The sequence below is a fragment of the Alistipes sp. An66 genome (genome assembly GCF_002161445.1).
GTDB lineage: Bacteria > Bacteroidota > Bacteroidia > Bacteroidales > Rikenellaceae > Alistipes > Alistipes cottocaccae.
The window spans coordinates 53,341-70,467 of sequence record NZ_NFHT01000007.1 but is presented as its reverse complement, the minus strand read 5'-3'; the positions used below and the strand labels follow the sequence as shown (position 1 = coordinate 70,467).

Annotated in this window: 12 protein-coding genes and 1 riboswitch; of the genes, 7 read left to right on the top strand and 5 right to left on the bottom strand. The window is 60.0% G+C overall.

Annotated elements, in window-relative coordinates; translation table 11 throughout:
- Positions 1-122 precede the first annotated feature (122 nt).
- From B5G16_RS06550 to B5G16_RS06535, 4 genes are all read left to right on the top strand, one after another.
- Positions 123-1,313, top strand: coding sequence for a glycoside hydrolase family 88 protein (locus B5G16_RS06550; protein WP_087262448.1), 1,191 nt, complete (start codon positions 123-125; stop codon positions 1,311-1,313).
- 88 nt (positions 1,314-1,401) lie between these two features.
- The gene (locus tag B5G16_RS06545; RefSeq protein WP_087262446.1) at positions 1,402-4,137 is read left to right on the top strand and encodes a sugar-binding domain-containing protein; all 2,736 of its coding nucleotides are present in this window, start codon (positions 1,402-1,404) and stop codon (positions 4,135-4,137) included.
- Positions 4,134-4,907, top strand: a complete 774-nt coding sequence (locus B5G16_RS06540; protein ID WP_087262444.1) for a beta-galactosidase — start codon at positions 4,134-4,136, stop codon at positions 4,905-4,907. The genes B5G16_RS06545 and B5G16_RS06540 overlap by 4 nt, the downstream gene beginning before the upstream one ends.
- Before the next feature lie 10 nt (positions 4,908-4,917).
- A complete protein-coding gene (locus B5G16_RS06535; RefSeq protein ID WP_087262442.1) occupies positions 4,918-7,125 on the top strand; it encodes a glycoside hydrolase family 3 N-terminal domain-containing protein in 2,208 nt (735 codons plus the stop codon).
- A 66-nt stretch (positions 7,126-7,191) separates the two neighbouring features.
- Here B5G16_RS06535 and B5G16_RS06530 read toward each other — a convergent pair whose 3' ends face one another.
- Together B5G16_RS06530 and B5G16_RS06525 are read right to left on the bottom strand one after the other, a co-directional pair.
- Complete coding sequence (locus tag B5G16_RS06530; RefSeq protein WP_087262440.1) at positions 7,192-7,923, bottom strand: GNAT family N-acetyltransferase; 732 nt, start codon at positions 7,921-7,923, stop codon at positions 7,192-7,194.
- A complete protein-coding gene (locus B5G16_RS06525) occupies positions 7,923-9,152 on the bottom strand; it encodes an ROK family transcriptional regulator (RefSeq protein WP_087262438.1) in 1,230 nt (409 codons plus the stop codon). Before B5G16_RS06525 ends, B5G16_RS06530 begins: the two co-directional genes overlap by 1 nt.
- Positions 9,153-9,638: 486 nt before the next feature.
- On the opposite strand from B5G16_RS06525, the gene B5G16_RS06520 reads away from it, so the two are divergent.
- Positions 9,639-10,601, top strand: coding sequence for a hypothetical protein (locus tag B5G16_RS06520; protein WP_087262436.1), 963 nt, complete (start codon positions 9,639-9,641; stop codon positions 10,599-10,601).
- Positions 10,602-10,603: 2 nt separating this feature from the next.
- Positions 10,604-11,554 carry a hypothetical protein gene (locus tag B5G16_RS06515; protein WP_087262434.1) on the top strand — a complete coding sequence of 317 codons (951 nt, stop codon included), beginning with the start codon at positions 10,604-10,606 and terminating at the stop codon, positions 11,552-11,554.
- 74 nt (positions 11,555-11,628) lie between these two features.
- Here the strand turns inward: B5G16_RS06515 and fabD are convergent, their stop codons facing one another.
- Entirely contained in the window at positions 11,629-12,510 is an 882-nt protein-coding gene (gene fabD, locus B5G16_RS06510) for an ACP S-malonyltransferase (protein WP_087262432.1), read from the bottom strand.
- Between the two features lie 103 nt (positions 12,511-12,613).
- Positions 12,614-12,791, top strand: a riboswitch (cobalamin riboswitch).
- A 177-nt stretch (positions 12,792-12,968) separates the two neighbouring features.
- On the opposite strand from fabD, the gene B5G16_RS06505 reads away from it, so the two are divergent.
- Complete coding sequence (locus B5G16_RS06505; protein WP_087262430.1) at positions 12,969-14,057, top strand: DUF5074 domain-containing protein; 1,089 nt, start codon at positions 12,969-12,971, stop codon at positions 14,055-14,057.
- Positions 14,058-14,261: 204 nt separating this feature from the next.
- Here B5G16_RS06505 and nagB read toward each other — a convergent pair whose 3' ends face one another.
- Complete coding sequence (gene nagB, locus B5G16_RS06500; RefSeq protein ID WP_087262428.1) at positions 14,262-15,062, bottom strand: glucosamine-6-phosphate deaminase; 801 nt, start codon at positions 15,060-15,062, stop codon at positions 14,262-14,264.
- Positions 15,063-15,145: 83 nt separating this feature from the next.
- Positions 15,146-17,095, bottom strand: a complete 1,950-nt coding sequence (locus B5G16_RS06495; RefSeq protein ID WP_087262426.1) for a 6-phosphogluconolactonase — start codon at positions 17,093-17,095, stop codon at positions 15,146-15,148.
- Between the last annotated feature and the right edge of the window lie 32 nt (positions 17,096-17,127).

Below are 17,127 nucleotides of genomic sequence, written 5' to 3'. Positions count from 1 at the left end.
CCGATTCGGAAGAGAATCTCCGTCGGACGGGATTCCCGGAATGAGGTCCGCTTCCGGATGGGGCATGAACATCCGGAGGCGGATCTGTTTGAAATCATGCGAACCAAAATCAGAGACGAAGAATGAAACGATATGTTGTTTGGGGGCTTCTGTGGCTGATGGGTGCGGGGTGCACCGCAGACCGGGAGCAACCGCTCGCAACGCTTGTCGACCGGGCGCTGGCGCATGCCGAACGTCAGAGTCTGGTCCTGGCACGCAAATACACCGACCGGGAGGGACGGTTGCCGCGGACCTGGGAAAAGGGCGAGGATGTCTCGTCGGATTCCCGCTGGTGGTGCAGCGGCTTCTTCCCCGGTACGTTATGGTATCTCTACGAGAACAGCCGCCATGACGAGGTGCTGGAATATGCCCGGATGTACACCGCACGGGTCGAGCGCGAAAAGTTTACCACCGACAACCACGATGTGGGCTTCATGCTCTATTGCAGTTTCGGAAACGGTCTGCGGCTGACGGGTGACTCCACCTACCGCGAGGTGCTTCTCACCGGGGCCCGTTCGCTGGCCACGCGCTTTCGCCCGGAGGTCGGGGTGATCCGTTCGTGGGACCACAGCCGGGAAAAGTGGCAGTATCCGGTCATCATCGACAACATGATGAACCTCGAACTGCTGATGTGGGCCGCCGCAAACTCGGGCGACACCACCTTGCGGCGGATCGCCTGCTCGCATGCCGACAAGACGATGGAACACCACTTCCGGCCCGATTACAGCTCGTGGCATGTCGTTTCGTACGACACGCTGTCGGGATGTCCGCATGTGAAACAGACGCATCAGGGCTATTCCGACGGTTCGGCGTGGAGCCGCGGACAGACCTGGGGACTGTACGGCTATACGGCGATGTACCGCTGGACGGGTGACGACCGCTACCTGCAACAGGCCCGGCATATTGCCCGTTTCCTGCTGAACCATCCGAACATGCCCGGCGACGGCGTCCCGTATTGGGATTTCGACGTGCCCGCGACTCCCTCGACGCCGCGCGACGCTTCGGCGGCGGCCGTCATGGCATCGGCCCTGCTCGAATTGAGCGGATTCACGCAAGGTGCCGAGGCGCAGGGTTATCGCGATTTCGCCATCCGGCAGATCCGGACGCTGGCCTCGCCCGAATACACGGCAGAGGAGGGCGAAAACGGCGGTTTCATCCTCAAACACAGCACCGGTGCCTATCCGTTCGCATCGGAGGTCGACGTGCCGCTCACCTATGCGGACTACTATTATGTCGAGGCGCTCGTCCGTCTGAAACGGATGCTGCAATCCTGATTCGTGCCGGGTTTCCCGCCGTGGAAGCGCGGAATCCGGATGGTCTGTGCCCGTTGAGGGCATCCCGAAATCTGAAACTACTGCATCAATGAAACACCGAATCGTAAAAAAATGGCTCCTGGCCCTGGGGCTTCTGGCGGCCTCTCTCCCGGGAACGGCCCGGACCCGGGAGGTGGATCTCTCCGGGGTCTGGCGCTTCCAGACGGATGTGATGGATTTCCGCCGCGGGTCGCTCTCGCCGCGCTACAACCATCCGTTGCAGGACAGCATCGTACTGCCCGGAATCACCGATGATTATCGGATCGGTTACGAATCGCCCTACCGGCATGTGGACCGGCTGACGCGGCTCTATGAATATATGGCTCCGGCCTGGTATCAGCGCGATATCGAATTCCCCGCCGAATGGGCCGGTAAACGGATCCTGCTCTGTTTCGAGCGTGTGCACTGGCTCAGTTCGGTCTGGGTCGACACCAGAGAGGTGAGCCGCTGCGATTACGTCAGCGTGCCGCACGTGCACGACCTGACCGATTTTGTCACCCCGGGCAAGACGCACCGCATTACGCTCTGCATCGACAACCGCTATCAGTACGACACGCACAAGTGGGACCATGCCCACACCGAATTCACGCAGATCAACTGGAACGGCATTCTGGGCGAGATGAAGCTTTTGGTCATGGATCCGGTCCATATCGACGACATGCAGCTCTTTCCGCGTGTTGCCGACCGGAGCGTGGAGATGCGTCTGACGGTGGCCAATACCACGGGGAAGCCTTTCCGGGGCAAGGCGCTCGTCACGGTGTCGGGCAACGGCGTCGAGGTCGAGCGAGAGTTTCCCGTGAGCGGGGACGGGCCGGAGCTCCGCCTTGCGGGCGAGCTCTCGCTGGGGGATGATGCTCCGCTGTGGGATGAATTCTCGCCCAGACTCTATACCTTGCGCTGCCGGTTGCTCACACAGGCCGGGCCGGAGTCGTGCGAAGATGAAAGGTCGGTTACGTTCGGACTGCGCGAGGTGGCGCAGGGCCGGAATCATATCCTGCTGAACGGACATCCGATCCATCTGCGGGGCACGGTCGAGAATGCGGTCTTCCCGAAAACGGGCCACGCTCCCCTCGGCGATGACGAGTGGGGGCGGATCATGTCGATCGTCAGGGAGTACGGGCTCAACCATGTCCGGTTCCACTCCTGGTGCCCGCCGCGTGCAGCCTTCCGCATGGCCGACCGATACGGGGTCTACCTCGAAGTCGAGATGCCCATGTGGGGAAAGGATGCCGAACCCGATTCGGCACGTTATGACTTTTTCCGCCGGGAGATGCGGGCCATTCTCAAAGAGTACGGCAACCACCCGTCGTTTCTGCTCTTCTGCAACGGAAACGAGATCACGGGAAATTTCGATTTCATCGAAGAACTGACCGCTTCGGGGCGGGCTCTCGACCCGCGTCATCTTTTCAGCGGCTCGACGGCCCGGACGCGTGTGCCGTCGGACCAGTACTACGTCTCGCAACAGACCAACAAGGGCCCGGTGAAGGTCTACGAGGGGCGTCCGACGACCGACTGGGACCGCAGCGCGGAGTCCGACGTCGACGTCCCGGTCCTTTCGCACGAGTCCGGCCAGCGATGCATCTATCCCGATTTCCGGGAGATCGAGAAGTTTACCGGCCCGGTGCGGGCGCGGAATTTCGAACTCTGGCGCGAGATGCTCGAACAAAACGGCATGCTCGATCAGGCGTATGACTTTTTCCGGGCCTCGGGGGCGCTGACCGTCGTCGAATACAAGGCGGTCATCGAGGCGCTGCTCCGTTCGTCGAAATCGGCCGGGTTCCAGCTCCTGTCGCTGAACGACTTCCCCGGGCAGGGCTATGCCCCGGTCGGGGTGCTCGATCCCTTCTGGGATTCGAAAGGGCTGGTGACCCCCGAAGAGTGGCGGTCGTTCTGTGCCCCGACCGTGTTGCTGCTGCGCTATCCGAAGAGCTCCTGGTACGAAGGCGAGACCTTCACGGCAAAGGCCGAGGTCTACAATTTCAGCGATTCCGAATGGAAGCGCGCCCGGATCCGGTGGTCGCTGCTCGATGACGCCGGACACCGCCTGGCCCAGGGTGCGCTCAAAACGCAGGACATCGCGAACCGAGGGGTCTTCCCCGTCGGGGAGCTTTCGATCCCGCTCGGGAAGATCCGGGGGCCGCAGCGGCTGACCCTCCGGATGGAGGTCGGCGAGACGTTGGCTAACAGCTGGAACCTGTGGGTTTTCCCCCGGAACGAGTCGCTCATGCAGTCCGACGACGAGGTGCTTTACACCCGGATGTTCGACGACGAAGCCGAACGTCGTCTGGCCGCCGGGAAGACGGTGGTTCTCCTGCCCTCCCCGAGCCGCGTGGAAGGACGCCGCTCGACTTTCCACAACCATTTCTGGAATCCGATCATGTTCGCCTGGGCGCCGAAGACCATCGGGTGTCTGATACATGCGGGGAATCCGGTTTTCGACGATTTTCCGACCTCGTACCATACCGACTGGCAGTGGTGGGATATTCTGGAAAATGCCCGTGTGGTCGATTTGCAGGATGCACCGCGCGCGTTGCGCCCCTTCATCCAGGTGATCGACAGCTTCGACAGCAACCGCAAACTCGGAATCGGTTTCGAGGCCCGGGTCGGCGGTGGGAAACTGCTCTTCCTGGCTGTCGATACGCAGCGGAAGATGGACGAGCGTCCGGCGACCCGCCAGCTGCTGGCGAGCGTCGACCGCTATGTGCACAGTGACCAGTTCAACCCGCAGGTCGCGCTGGACGGGGCGTTCGTCCGGTCGTTCCTGCATCAAAACGGAAAGAAATGAAACAGCTGTTGCTGATGGGCGGTATTCTGCTGTCGCTGCCGGGGCTTCGGGCGCAGGAGATCGTCCTGACGGAGCGTGCGCCGCTCGAAGCGGTCTACGGCGAGGTCTGGGAGTCCGATGATGTGCTCCCCATGAATGAACTCGGCATCGAGTCCGGGTATCTTCTCTACGAGACGGAGGTCGAACTGCCCGAAGGCGGGGCCGAACTGGCGCTGGAACAGGTGCGCGACTATGCGGCCGTCTATCTCGACAGGCATTTCGCGGGGACGTTGACCGATGCCCGGAAGAGCCTGTCCGTTGCGGCTCCGGCCGGGAGTCACCTGTTGCAACTCTATGTCGAGAACATCGGCCGGATTACCTACGGCCCCGAGATCCTCGACAATGCAAAGGGGCTCTTCGGCAGCGTCCGTCTCGGCGGTGAGGAGATTGTCGGGTGGCGAATCATTCCGCTTGCCATTCGGGAGGGTGATCCTGCGGAGCTGGACTATGTGCCGATGGGTGCCGGACCGCTCGAACCCTGCTTCCGACGAGGGTGTTTCGACTGTGCGGAGACCTCCGGCCGCTACCTCGACGTGTCGGGGTGGGGCATGGGCGAGGTCTGGCTCAACGGCTGTTATCTCGGGGCGTTCTGGAACGAGGAGAAGCAACAGTCGATCCGTATCCCGGATGACCTGCTTCGCCGCACCGGCAATATGCTCGTGGTCTTCGATATCCGGAACTGCGACCCGACGACATGTATGCAACTTTCAACAAATCCCGTATTTAAATGATTTTCCGATTATGAAAACAACCGAAAAAATCGGCTGCGGATTGCTGCTGACCGCTCTGCTGGCATTCGACGTCTGGGGCGGGGATCGCCTGCCAGCGTACAAGGACGCACAACGTCCGGTCGAGGAGCGGGTCGAGGATCTGCTGCAACGGATGACTTTGGAGGAAAAGGTCCTCCAACTCAATCAATACACCCTCGGTCGGAACGACAACGTGAACAATATGGCCGATCCCGTGGGGGACATCCCCGGGGAGATCGGGTCGCTGATCTATTTCGGAACCTCGCCTGAACTCCGGAACCGATTGCAGTATCGGGCCGTGGAGGAGACCCGGTTGGGGATCCCCATTCTCTTCGCCTTCGATGTCATTCACGGATTCCGGACCATTTGCCCGATTCCGTTGGCGCAGGCCTGCTCGTGGAATCCCGAACTGGTGAAGAAGGCTGCCGGAGTTGCGGCCCGTGAGTCGAGCATGTCCGGTGTGGACTGGACCTTCGCCCCGATGATCGACGTGGCCCGCGACGGCCGCTGGGGCCGGGTGTCGGAGGGCTACGGCGAGGATCCCTATGCCAATGCGGTCTATTGTGCGGCTGCCGTGCAGGGATTTCAGGGCGACAACCTGGCCGAAGGGCCGCGCATGGCGGCCTGCCTGAAACACTACGTCGGATACGGAGCCTCGGAAGGAGGCCGCGATTATGTCTATACGGAGGTCTCGCGGCAGACGTTGTGGGATACCTATCTCCCGCCGTATGAGTCCGGAGTCGAGGCCGGGGCCCTGACCGTGATGAGCAGCTTCAACGACATCAGCGGCGTCCCCGGTTCGGCCAATCCCTATACGCTGACCGAAGTCCTCAAAAAACGCTGGAAACACGACGGCTTCGTCGTCTCGGACTGGGGCGCGATTCAGCAGCTGCGGTCGCAGGGGGTTGCCGCCGATTGCGCCGAGGCCGCCTTGAAGTCGTTCAATGCCGGTCTCGACATGGATATGATGAATCGCTGTTACGATGCGCATCTGGCCGATCTGGTGCGGGCCGGGAAGGTGTCGCAGGAGCGGCTCGACGATGCGGTCCGCCGGGTCCTGCGGGTGAAGTTCCGGCTCGGGCTCTTCGAACATCCCTATACGCCCGAATCCACGGAGGAGGAGCGTTTCCTGCGTCCCGAAGACCTTGCCGTGGCCGAACAGCTGGCCGCCGAGTCGATGGTCCTGCTCAAAAACGAGCACAACCTGCTCCCGATTGAAAAGGCTCGCCGGATTGCCGTCATCGGCCCCATGGCCAAGAGCCGTTTCCATCTGTTGGGATCGTGGGCGGCTCACGGTTCGGGGGAGGATGTCGAGAGCATCTTCATGGGGCTCGAACGCGAGTTTGCCGGACGTGCCGAACTGTCGTATGCCTTCGGCTGCGGATTCGACGGCGAGGATACCACCGGATTCGCCGAGGCCGTTTCCGTGGCCCGGGCCGCCGATGTCGTGGTGCTTTGTCTGGGTGAAAAGGCCAATTGGAGCGGTGAGAACGCCTCGCGCTCGACGATCGCCCTGCCGGCCATTCAGGAACGGCTGGCCCGCGAGGTGGCGCAGTGCGGCAAACCGGTCGTCCTGCTGCTCACGAGCGGCCGTCCGCTGGAACTCTGCCGGCTCGAACCTTTGAGCGCGGCGATTCTCCAGGTCTGGCAGCCCGGAGTTCGCGGCGGAGCCCCCGCCGCCGGGATTCTTTCCGGACGGATCAATCCGTCGGGACGTCTGGCAATCACCTTCCCTTATGCGACGGGGCAGATTCCGATTTACTACAACCACCGGCAGAGCGCTCGTCCCCATCAGGGCAAATATCAGGATATTCCTTCGACTCCGCTGTATGAGTTCGGACACGGGCTCTGCTACACGACTTTCTCATACGGAGAGCCGGTCGTGTCCTGCGAAACGTTCCGGCGTGGCGATCGGATCACGGTGGAGGTCGATGTGACGAATACCGGTTCGCGCGACGGCGCCGAGACCGTCTTCTGGTTTGTCTCCGATCCGGTATGCCGGATCTCACGCCCGGTGAAGGAGTTACGTCATTTTGAAAAACGGCTGCTGCGAAGCGGTGAGACCGGACGTTTCCGTTTCGAGATCAATCCCGAACGCGATCTGGCCTTTGTGGATGAGGACGGAAACCGCTTCCTTGAACCGGGTGACTACTACATCCTTGTCAAGGACCGGAAGGTGAAGCTGACCCTGGTGGAATAGGGGATTTCAGCCGGTTCTCGGCCTCTGTAACGACAACAGCCTGCATCCATGCAGGCTGTTGTCGTTTTATTCCAGGATCTTTTGCAGCATAATCTCGTCGCCGTAGCCGTCGGGAGTCCAGAGCCAGTCGCGCTTCCTGCCGATCTCCCGGAACCCAAGCCCCCGGAAAAGCCGCAGGCTCGCTTCGTTCTCCGCTCCGACATTGCACCACAACTGGTGCATCCGCAACCTCTCGCGGGCGTAACGGCAGAGCGTCTCAACCGCATCGGCGGCGTAGCCCCGGCCCCGGTCGCTCCGGTCATAGATCAGGATCCCGATTCCGGCCCGTCCGTGCAGCACGTCGTATTCGAAGAGGTCGATCGTCCCGACCGTGCGGAACATGCGGGACGTCCGATTCGGATTCGCGGCCTTTGCTTCGTCGGTCATTCCCGGCTCTGCTTCCGTTTCCGCCGCTCCCGTTTCCGCCGCTCCCGTTTCCGCTACTCCCGTTTCCGCTACTCCCGTTTCCGCTACTCCCGTTTCCGCCGCTCCCGTTTCCGCCGCTCCCGTTTCCGCCGCTCCCGTTTCCGCCGCTCCCGCTGGCTCCGGCACCTCGATCATCAACCGTAACTGACCGGTTCGCAACAAATCTCCGCCCGAAGCCTGCCGCTCGATGAAGCGTTGGATCTGTTCCCGCGAGAAGGGTTCCGTCGTGCCGCTCACGGCCCAGACCGCCGGATCGTTCTCCCACTCGTAGAGGAGTTCGGCATCCTCCGGCTCCACGGCCCGCAGGCGGACGGCGCCTCCCGACAGCATCATCACAACCCGATGACCTTGTTGCGGATCAGCATCGCCACACCCCACGCATTGGCGTTCTCGCTCATCTTCGAAACCCGGAATTTCGTATCCTTGTAGACCAGGTTGAGCGAATATTTGTTCGTGGCGGATTTCAGCGGCAGCATGATGTAGTCGCCTGCGGCGGCGAGGTTGCCGCCCACGATCACCGTTTCGGGATTGAACGTGTTGATCAGGAACGCCACGGCCTTGCCGACCTTCTCGCCGGCCTCCTCGATCAGTTCGATCGAGAGGTTGTCGTCATTTTTCGCCGCGTTGATGATGTCGTCGATGTGGATGCTCTTCTGCTGGTCGTATTTCTCTTTCAGGATCGTGTTGACGCCCTTTTCGATCAGACGGCACATCTTGTCCTCGATGGCGATACCCGAGACTTCGGTTTCCAGACATCCCTTCTTGCCGCACGAGCAGATGATCTCGTTGTCGAAGAAGGGGATGTGTCCGAACTCGCCGGCGAATCCGCTCTTGCCGTAGTAGAGCTGTCCGTCGACCACGATTCCGATTGCGACGCCGCGCCCCATGTGGAGGTAGAGGACGTTGCTCTCGTCCTTCGACTTGCCGCAGGTGTATTCGGCATAACAGCGGGCGCGGGTGTCGTTTTCCAGCAGCACGCGGATGCCCACGCGCTCTTCGAGGATGTCGCGCAGGGACTGTTCGCTCGTGGTGAAGTATTTGTAGCTGCGGCCCGTGGCGGGGTTCACGCGCCCGGTCATGCAGACGCCCAGTCCGAGGATCTTGCCGCGGTCGATGCCGCAGTTGGCGATGAAGTGCTCGATGTTCGAGCAGATGCGCTCGATGCACTGCGGGCGGTCGATGAGTTCGAACGTGAAGTCGTTCTCCTCCTTGATGATGTTGTTTTGCAGGTCGGTGATCAGGAACCGCATGTTGTCGCGGCCGACGTTCACTCCCGCGAAGTAGATGGCCGAATTGGCCAGGCCGAAGATGTTCGGACGGCGCCCGCCCGGGGTTTCCACCTTGCCGAGGTCGGTGACGATGTTTTCGTCGACGAGTTCCTGAACCAGTTTGGTGATGGTCGGGACGCTGATGTGCAGCTCCTTCGTGAGTTCCGAGAGCGTGCACTCGCCGTTGACGGCCATGTGCGCGATGATGTTGCGCTTGATGATGCTGTTTTTGTGTGAGATTCCTTTCAGGGTCTCATCTTCGTGCTTGTTGAAAAATTCGGTGAGTGAGGTCATCCTTGCGGGCTGATTTTTTTACTAACTTTGCAAAAGTAATAAATTTATTTAAAAACCGCAACAGCTTTTTAATAAATTTAATAAATTTTGTTGCGCAGAAGGGGTGCCTCTTCTCAATCCATTGATATTTAACCGACTGTACGTCGTGAAGACCTGTTTGGAGCATGGCCGCGGTTGCGGCGCTCCGGCATGGCTCCGGAGGATTTTCGCCGCCTGTTTGGAAGCGGAGGTTTTTTTCATATCTTTGTTTTGTCGGGAGTCCGGCAGAACTGTTTTTGGTGAAAGTGTTTCGCTTTTGTCCGGGATGGAAATCGGAGAAATTTCGATGGTTCGAGGCGCAACATCGTATGCGGCTGTGAGATCCGGTTTCTGCGATTTTCGGCTTGCATGAGCCTTCTGTCCGGACGGGCGAACGGCTCCACACTTTTTTGTTTTTTGTCCAACCGCTTTGTCGGAGCCGGGAAGCAAATAAAAAATCCAACAGTCATGAAGAAACTGTTCCTTTTGTTGTTTGTTGTTGCGGCGGCCGTGTGGAGTGTGTCGGCCCAGGACATTCTTGTAAAGAGATCCGGCGAGGAGATCCGGGCGAAAGTCGTGGAGGTGGGGGACCGGACGATCCGTTACCGGAAGTATGACAACCTTTCGGGCCCGATCTATTCGATCTCCCGCGGCGAAATTTTCATCATCCGTTACGAGTCGGGCGGCAAGGAGGTCATCACGCCGTTTGAAGACCCGGCGCCGGCCTCGTCCGCTCCGGCACTCCCGACACGCGAGGAGGTTGCGCAGTCGGCGGCTGCCGTGAAGAGGGCCGAGCGTGAAAAAACGACTTGGTTCGGCGTGAAGGGGGAGGTCGGTTTGAGCTTCTGGTCTTTCAAGTCCTATTTCGAGGAGGGATTGTCCGGATACGGGGATGTCGCCAGCTATACGGGCAAGCCCCGGATGACGTTTGCCCTGTCGGCCTTCGTCGAGCATTTCTTCAAGAAATCCGGCGAGGGACATGTCGGTGCAGGACTCGGATACATGCACGATGCAAGTCTGACGAGCATCTCCGCCTCGGACGCGGAAGGGTCCTTCGATTTCAGGATGAAGTACGACGCCCTGTTCGCCGCACTCTATTACGGGTGGCGGCCCGTGCGCAACGGATTCTATGTGCAGGGCGGGCTCCGGTTCGCCTATGTGATGAGTTTGCAGGGCAAGATCGATCTCTCCGGAGCGTTCTTCGAGTCTGTGTGGGAGCAGGTCGCGGGGAACGGTATCGGGCGCGGTTCGTGGGAGAAAGCCGGGGATGATGTCATCCGCTCGTTCACCGTATATCCGTATCTCGATCTGGGCTATTCGTTCCGGTCCGTGGACCTCGGGTTGCAATATCAGTTCGCGGTGGCTTCGCCCAATAAAAATGCGGGGAACAAGCCTTCGTCGCTGGGGATCGTCGTCAAATACCGGTTTTAGTCATGGGACGCGTTTGGTTGTTGCTCGTCGCGGCCGTATGGTGTTCGGGCGCCCGGGCCCAGGATGTGATCCTGCTGCGCAATGCCGAGGAGATTCGGGCCGAGGTGCGGGAGGTTACCGACACGCACCTCATTTACCGGCTGTGGGACGGTCCGGATGAGGTGCTGATGCTGCCGCGTTCCGAAGTCTTTTCCGTAACATACCGCAACGGTACGCAGGACTTTTTCATGACGGATCGTGCCGTGAGCGCCGCTGCGGAGTATCCGTGGCCCGCCGTGACGAAGTCCTACCGCCCCGGCGACCTGTTCGACGAGGACGGCGTGCGGGGGCTGGTCATCTCGGTAACCGACGGCGGGCGCCACGGGCTGCTCCTGTCGCTCGACCAGGCAGAGCTGCCGTGGGTGGGCGAGGCGAACCGGCAGATCCTGGCCGGTACCGTGGAGATGATATCGGGCTGGACGGAAGTCCGGTATGCGTATCATGGAGGGGTTGCGCTCGGAACGACCGACTGTTCGGACGGGTGGAACAACCGCCTCCGCCTGTTGGAGGCGCTTCCGTCGATCGGCTTTGCGCTCTCCGATTACCCGGCCTTCGCCTGGTGCGAAGCCAAGGGCGCGGGCTGGTACCTGCCTTCGCGCGACGAGTTGAAGGGACTGTGGGACCTGTTCGGCGACGCGGTCGAGGACGGGAAGTTCAGTATGGGCGATTACGATGCGTTGAGGAACCGCTTCAATGCCTGCATGGCCCGCTATGGAGGGGATCCCTATCCCCGCTGGCCGGCGTTCCGCTTCTGGTCGTCGACCGAGAAGGATGCCGCACGGGGCTATGGCGTCGATGTGGGGTGCCGCCCGGAGGTCGTGTGGCGCTCGCACCGGAAACCCTACGGGACACTCCGCTCCGAGGGGGAGAGCAAGGCGACGGTTTGGAGCGTCCGTGCCGTGCATAAGTTCTGATGGAGACATCCGTCGGAAGATGAAAAAGCGTCCGCCGATACACGGCGGACGCTTCTGTTTGAGCGGGCTGTCGCTTACAGCGTCGATTTCGACTTGACGGCGGCGTTGGCGTCGACCTTGCGGATCAGACCCTGCAACACCGTGCCGGGACCGAGTTCGGTGAACTCCGTCACCCCGTCGGCGAGCATGTTCTTCACGATGTAGGTCCAGCGCACGGGGGCCGTCAGCTGGGCGATCAGGTTGGCCTTGATGGCGGCCGGATCGGTATAGGGCTTGGCGTCCACGTTCTGGTAGATCGGGCACACGGGCGTCTGGAACGGCGCCTCGCTGATGGCCTTTTCGAGCTCCTGCTTGGCGGGCTCCATCAGCGGCGAGTGGAACGCCCCGCCCACGGGCAGACGCAGCGCACGGCGCGCTCCGGCAGCCTTGGCCTTCTCACAGGCGGCATCTACGGCCTCCACGGCTCCCGAGATCACCAACTGCCCCGGGCAGTTGTAGTTGGCGGCAACGACCACACCCTCGATCGAGGCGCAGATCTCCTCGACGGTCTTGTCGTCCAGACCGAGGATCGCAGCCATCGTTCCGGGCTGTGCCTCGCAGGCGGCCTGCATGGCCATGGCACGTTTCGAGACCAGTTTCAGACCATCCTCGAACGAAAGCGCGCCGGCTACGACCAGTGCCGAGAACTCGCCCAGCGAGTGTCCGGCAACGGCATCGGGATTCACACCCAGCGCCTTGGCCATGATGACCGAATGGAGGAAGACGGCCGGTTGGGTGACTTTCGTCTGTTTGAGCTGCTCGTCGGTTCCGGCGAACATGATGTCGGTGATGCGGAAACCGAGTATTTCGTTGGCTTTCTCGAAGAGCTCTTTGGCTGCGGGAACGTTGTCGTAGAGGTCCTTGCCCATCCCGACGGCCTGGGCGCCCTGGCCCGGGAACACGTAAGCGTGCTTCATGATTTTCGTGTTTTTTGGTTTAGCGGTGGCAAAGATACGAATTTATTTTCTAACTTTGCACCGCCAAGGTTCACAAAGGGCCGATCCCGAGGTATGCGATTGCGTATGCAGGAGGTTGTGAGGCTCTGCGTGATGAAAAGGGAATGCCGTGAAAATCGGCAGCAGTTCCCGCTGCTGTAAGTTCCGTACGGGTCGCAACACGCTGGCCACTGGTCCCCGAGGACCGGGAAGGCGTTGCGACAGGAACGAGCCAGAAGACCTGCCTTGCAGCTTCCCGGGAGGGGAGAATCTTTTTTCGAGCGCATCTGCGGAGAACGGAGCATCGTGGAAGTCGGCCTTGGGCTGCTGCAAAGACGTTGTGTGGTTCGGGAGGTGTGTCGGAACGGAGGATTCGATCTCGGGAGGTCCGGGACCGGATTTTTTGTTTTTATACATATTTTAATTTAAACCAAACAACGATGAAAAAATTTTTATTTGCTTCGGCCCTTGCGCTGGTGACGGCGCTGGCTTTTGTCGGCTGCTCGAAGGACGACGAGGACAAAGGAACCCCTTCTCCTGCCCCCTCCCAGGATAAGTATACGGGAGGTTTTTATGTCGTGAATGAAGGTTCCTTTGGGCATACTCCCGCTTCGATCAATTATTACACTCCCGATGGAGGCTGGACGTTGAACCTCTTTCAGACGAATAATCCGGATGAAACCCTCGGCAATACGGGATCCATGGCTGTGTATAGCGATGATTTCCTATATGTCGTGACGAAGGAGACTCCGTATCTGACCGAGATCGGTTTTGACGATTTTCTGAAACGCTCGTCGCTTCCCGAGGGCGACTTGAGCTCGCAGGCCCGCGCTTTGGCACTGATTGACGACAGCCATGGTGTGTTGACTACGGGTGCCGGGGCTTATTCCGTAACGCTCAATCCCGTGAAACTGGGGAGCGCTTTCTATGAAGGTCGTGATTTGTGGGGAGATGTTTGCGTGAAGAACGGTTATATCTTCATGACCACCACTGCAAATGCCGAACATAAAATCAAGGTCTACAATGCTCAAACCCTTGAATCCGTAAAGGAACTCTCGGCCGCAACGACGGGGTTTGCCGAGGTCGGCGGCTATTTGTGGGCCGCGAATGGTAATAAACTGGTCAAGATTGATATGTCGACCTTGACGGATGAGGAGCTAACTCTCTCCGACGGACTGTCTGTTTATTATAACAAGTGGGCTTACACTCCGAGTGCATTGAGCGTTTCGAAAGAAGGGAATGCACTTTTCTTCCTGTCCGATGTAGGGGGATCGGGTACCGATGTGTACAAGTATTCGGTTGCAACGAATACCGCCGAAAAGTTCTTTGCTGCCCCCGAAACTTACTCCGTATATGGAAAAGGGTTGAATGTCGATCCTAAAACCGGGGACCTCTATCTGTTCTATACCTCTGACTGGGGTGCCAACATAACTATTTATGTTGTGGACGGTAAAACGGGCGAGCAGAAAAATACCATTGCTTATACGGACACTTCCTATTGGTATCCCTCCATGGTGATTTTCCGATAACTCTTTTGGAAACGGTTACAACAAAAACCCCGCAGGCTTGCTGCCTGCGGGGTTTTTCGTGTGGGTGGGCGTTCCGGAATTCCGGGAAGAACAATCTCCGTGAGAAACAGCCTTCGGGCAGAGTGTCTTGTTGTGCCCTCTCCTGCCGGTCCTCTTCTGCCGGTCCTCTTCTGCCGGCCCTTTGCTGCCCCCCCCCTCTCTCGGTTATTTCGAGATCAGGTTGTCGCGCTCGATGTCCTTGAAGTAGCGGTACGTCGAGACGCGAAGCTCCTCGGCTGCCGGGTCGTCGCAGACCAGAATCCCGTTCGGGTGAACCTGCAACGCCGAGATCGTCCACTGGTGGTTGTATGCCCCTTCGACACCGTGACGCACCGCACGCGCCTTCTTGTGGCCCGTGGCCAGGATCAGCACCTTCTTGGCCGAAAGCACCGTGCCGACTCCTACCGTCAGCGCCGTCTTCGGAACCAGCGTGATGTCACCCCCGAAGAACCGCGAGTTCACCTGAATCGTATCCTGCGTCAGCGTCTTCATCCGCGTGCGGGAGTTCAGCGACGAGAACGGCTCGTTGAAGGCAATGTGGCCGTCTTCGCCCACGCCGCCCATGAAGAGATCGATGCCGCCCGCCTCCACGATCCGCGCTTCGTAGTCGGCGCACTCCTTCACCAGATCCTCGGCATTGCCGTCCAGAATGTTCACATTCTCCGGCTTGATGTCGATGTGCTTGAAGAAGTTGTTCCACATGAACGAATGGTAGCTCTCGGGGTGCTCCTCCGGAAGTCCCACATACTCGTCCATGTTGAACGTGATGACGTTCTTGAACGACACTTCGCCCGTCTTGTGGCGGCGGATCAGCTCCTTGTAGGTTTCCAGCGGCGTCGAGCCCGTCGGAAGTCCCAGCACGAACGGAGACTTGGTCACCTGCTCCTTGGCCTTGATCTGCTGGATGATGTAGTTGGCGGCCCATTGGGCGACCTGCTGCGGGGTATTTTCGATGATTAAACGCATAAGCCTGTGTTTTTGAATGATTTTCGGTTTTGTCGATTCACGGCCGGGGAGGGAACTGCGGCCCCTCCCCTCCGGAATCGGATTTAGAACATGCGGACGAAGACCTCGATGGCCTGGTACTCCGCCATGCCCAGCTGGTCGTAGAGTTTCGCGGTATTCTGCGTGCGCTCCTCGGCCCGCTGCCAGAACTCGCGCGGGTCATCGCCCGGGAAGGGCATGATGTCCTTCTGCGAGAGGTGGCGGTAGATGGCGTGACGCTTCATGATCAGCTCGTCCGGTGACAGGGGCACGGCCATATCCACCATGCCGAGATCCCACTCCATCCAGGCGCCGCGGTAGAGCCACAGGTGGCAATCCTTCATCCACTCGTCGTCCTTGACCACTTCCAGCGCATTCAGAACCGCCTCCATGCAGGTGCGGTGTGTGCCGTGCGGGTCGGCCAGGTCGCCGGCGGCGTAGATCTGGTGCGGCTTGACCTCGCGCAGCAGCTTCACGATGATTTCGGTGTCCTTCTCCGAGAGCTGGCCCTTCTTGATGCCGCCCGTCTCGTAGAACGGAAGGTTCAGGAAGTGGGCGTTCGTGTCGGGGTTCAGGCCGAACGACCGCACGGCGGCACGGGCCTCGGCACGGCGGATCGAGCCTTTCAGGTTGAGAAGTTCGCGCGGTTCGGGTTCGCCCTTCTTCTTGTTGGCGATGATCTTTTCGACCTCGGCATAGTGGTCGCCGTAACCCAGTTCGCGGGCCGTGTCGATGTTTTGAAGCACCACATCGTCGTGGACGGCCACGTTGCCCGATGTCTCGTAGGCCACGTGTACGTCGTGCCCCTGCTGGACGAGCCGGATGAACGTACCGCCCATCGAGATCACGTCGTCATCGGGGTGCGGCGAGAAGATCACCACGCGTTTCGGGAACGGCGTCGACGGAACGGGGCGCGTCGAATCGTCGGCGTTGGGTTTGCCGCCCGGCCACCCCGAGATGGTGTGTTGCAGGTCGTTGAAGACGTCGATGTTGATCTGGTCGAAGGTCCGGCCCTGTTCGAGCAGTTCGCCCAGCGAGTTCTCGATGTAGTCCTTGTAGGTGAGTTTCAGGATCGGCTTCTTCACCACGCCGCAGAGCCATACGACGGCCTTGCGGACGAATTTCGGGGTCCATTCGCAGGGACCGACCATCCACGGCGTCTGCTCGCGGGTGAGCAGTTGTGCGGCGTTTTCGTCGATCACCACCTCGATGTTCGAGTGCCCTTGGAGGTACGATGCCGGGACCTGGTTGGTGATCTCGCCCTCGACGACCTTCTGGATGATCTGCGCCTTGTTCTCGCCCCAGGCCATCAGGATGATGCGGTCGGCGCGCATGATCGTGTCGATACCCATCGTGATGGCCATCTTGGGGGTGTTTTCCAACCCGTAGAAGGCGCCCGACTGGATCTTGCGCGTGTTGTAGGTGAGCTGCACGAGGCGCGTGCGCGAACGCACGTAGGAGCCCGGTTCGTTGAAGCCGATCTGGCCGTCCTCTCCCACGCCGATGATCATCAGGTCGATGTGGCGCACGGCATGGTCGTACGAGGCGCAGTACTCCGAGACGCGGTCCTCGGCGATCGTGCCGTTGGGAATGTGGACGTTCTCCGGCAGGATGTCGATGTGGTTGAGGAACTCCTCGTGGATGCGGTAGTTGCGGCTCTGCTGCTCGGTCGACTTGATCGGGTAGAACTCGTCGAGGCTGTAAACGGCCACGTTGCGGAAGCTGATGCTTCCCTCCTGATGGCGCTTGACCAGCTCCCGGTAGAGACCCAGCGGGGTGCGGCCCGTCGTAAGACCCAGCACGAACGGCTGCGGCTCTTCGTAGACCTCGTTCGAGCTGTGGATCTCGTTGTACGTGCGGATGGCCTTCACAATGGCGTCGGCCACGTACTGCACGCCCTTGTATTCGTTTTCATAGACCTTCGTGTGAATCTTTTCGTAGCGATGGATGATGTCACGCGGGGCCGATTCGGCGATCAGTCCGCCGTCTTTCGGTAAGGAATACTTGTTGTTCATATTTTTGTGTATTGCGTTTGTCCTTGTTGTCG

Excerpts from the sequence above, each read along its gene's own strand:
- B5G16_RS06505 (WP_087262430.1), top strand. The coding sequence starts at position 12,969 with ATGAAAAAATTTTTATTTGCTTCGGCCCTTGCGCTGGTGACGGCGCTG.
- fabD (WP_087262432.1), bottom strand. The coding sequence starts at position 12,510 with ATGAAGCACGCTTACGTGTTCCCGGGCCAGGGCGCCCAGGCCGTCGGG.
- B5G16_RS06525 (WP_087262438.1), bottom strand. The coding sequence starts at position 9,152 with ATGACCTCACTCACCGAATTTTTCAACAAGCACGAAGATGAGACCCTG.
- B5G16_RS06540 (WP_087262444.1), top strand. The coding sequence starts at position 4,134 with ATGAAACAGCTGTTGCTGATGGGCGGTATTCTGCTGTCGCTGCCGGGG.
- B5G16_RS06530 (WP_087262440.1), bottom strand. The coding sequence starts at position 7,923 with ATGATGCTGTCGGGAGGCGCCGTCCGCCTGCGGGCCGTGGAGCCGGAG.
- B5G16_RS06515 (WP_087262434.1), top strand. The coding sequence starts at position 10,604 with ATGGGACGCGTTTGGTTGTTGCTCGTCGCGGCCGTATGGTGTTCGGGC.
- B5G16_RS06520 (WP_087262436.1), top strand. The coding sequence starts at position 9,639 with ATGAAGAAACTGTTCCTTTTGTTGTTTGTTGTTGCGGCGGCCGTGTGG.
- nagB (WP_087262428.1), bottom strand. The coding sequence starts at position 15,062 with ATGCGTTTAATCATCGAAAATACCCCGCAGCAGGTCGCCCAATGGGCC.
- B5G16_RS06535 (WP_087262442.1), top strand. The coding sequence starts at position 4,918 with ATGAAAACAACCGAAAAAATCGGCTGCGGATTGCTGCTGACCGCTCTG.
- B5G16_RS06550 (WP_087262448.1), top strand. The coding sequence starts at position 123 with ATGAAACGATATGTTGTTTGGGGGCTTCTGTGGCTGATGGGTGCGGGG.
- B5G16_RS06495 (WP_087262426.1), bottom strand. The coding sequence starts at position 17,095 with ATGAACAACAAGTATTCCTTACCGAAAGACGGCGGACTGATCGCCGAA.
- B5G16_RS06545 (WP_087262446.1), top strand. The coding sequence starts at position 1,402 with ATGAAACACCGAATCGTAAAAAAATGGCTCCTGGCCCTGGGGCTTCTG.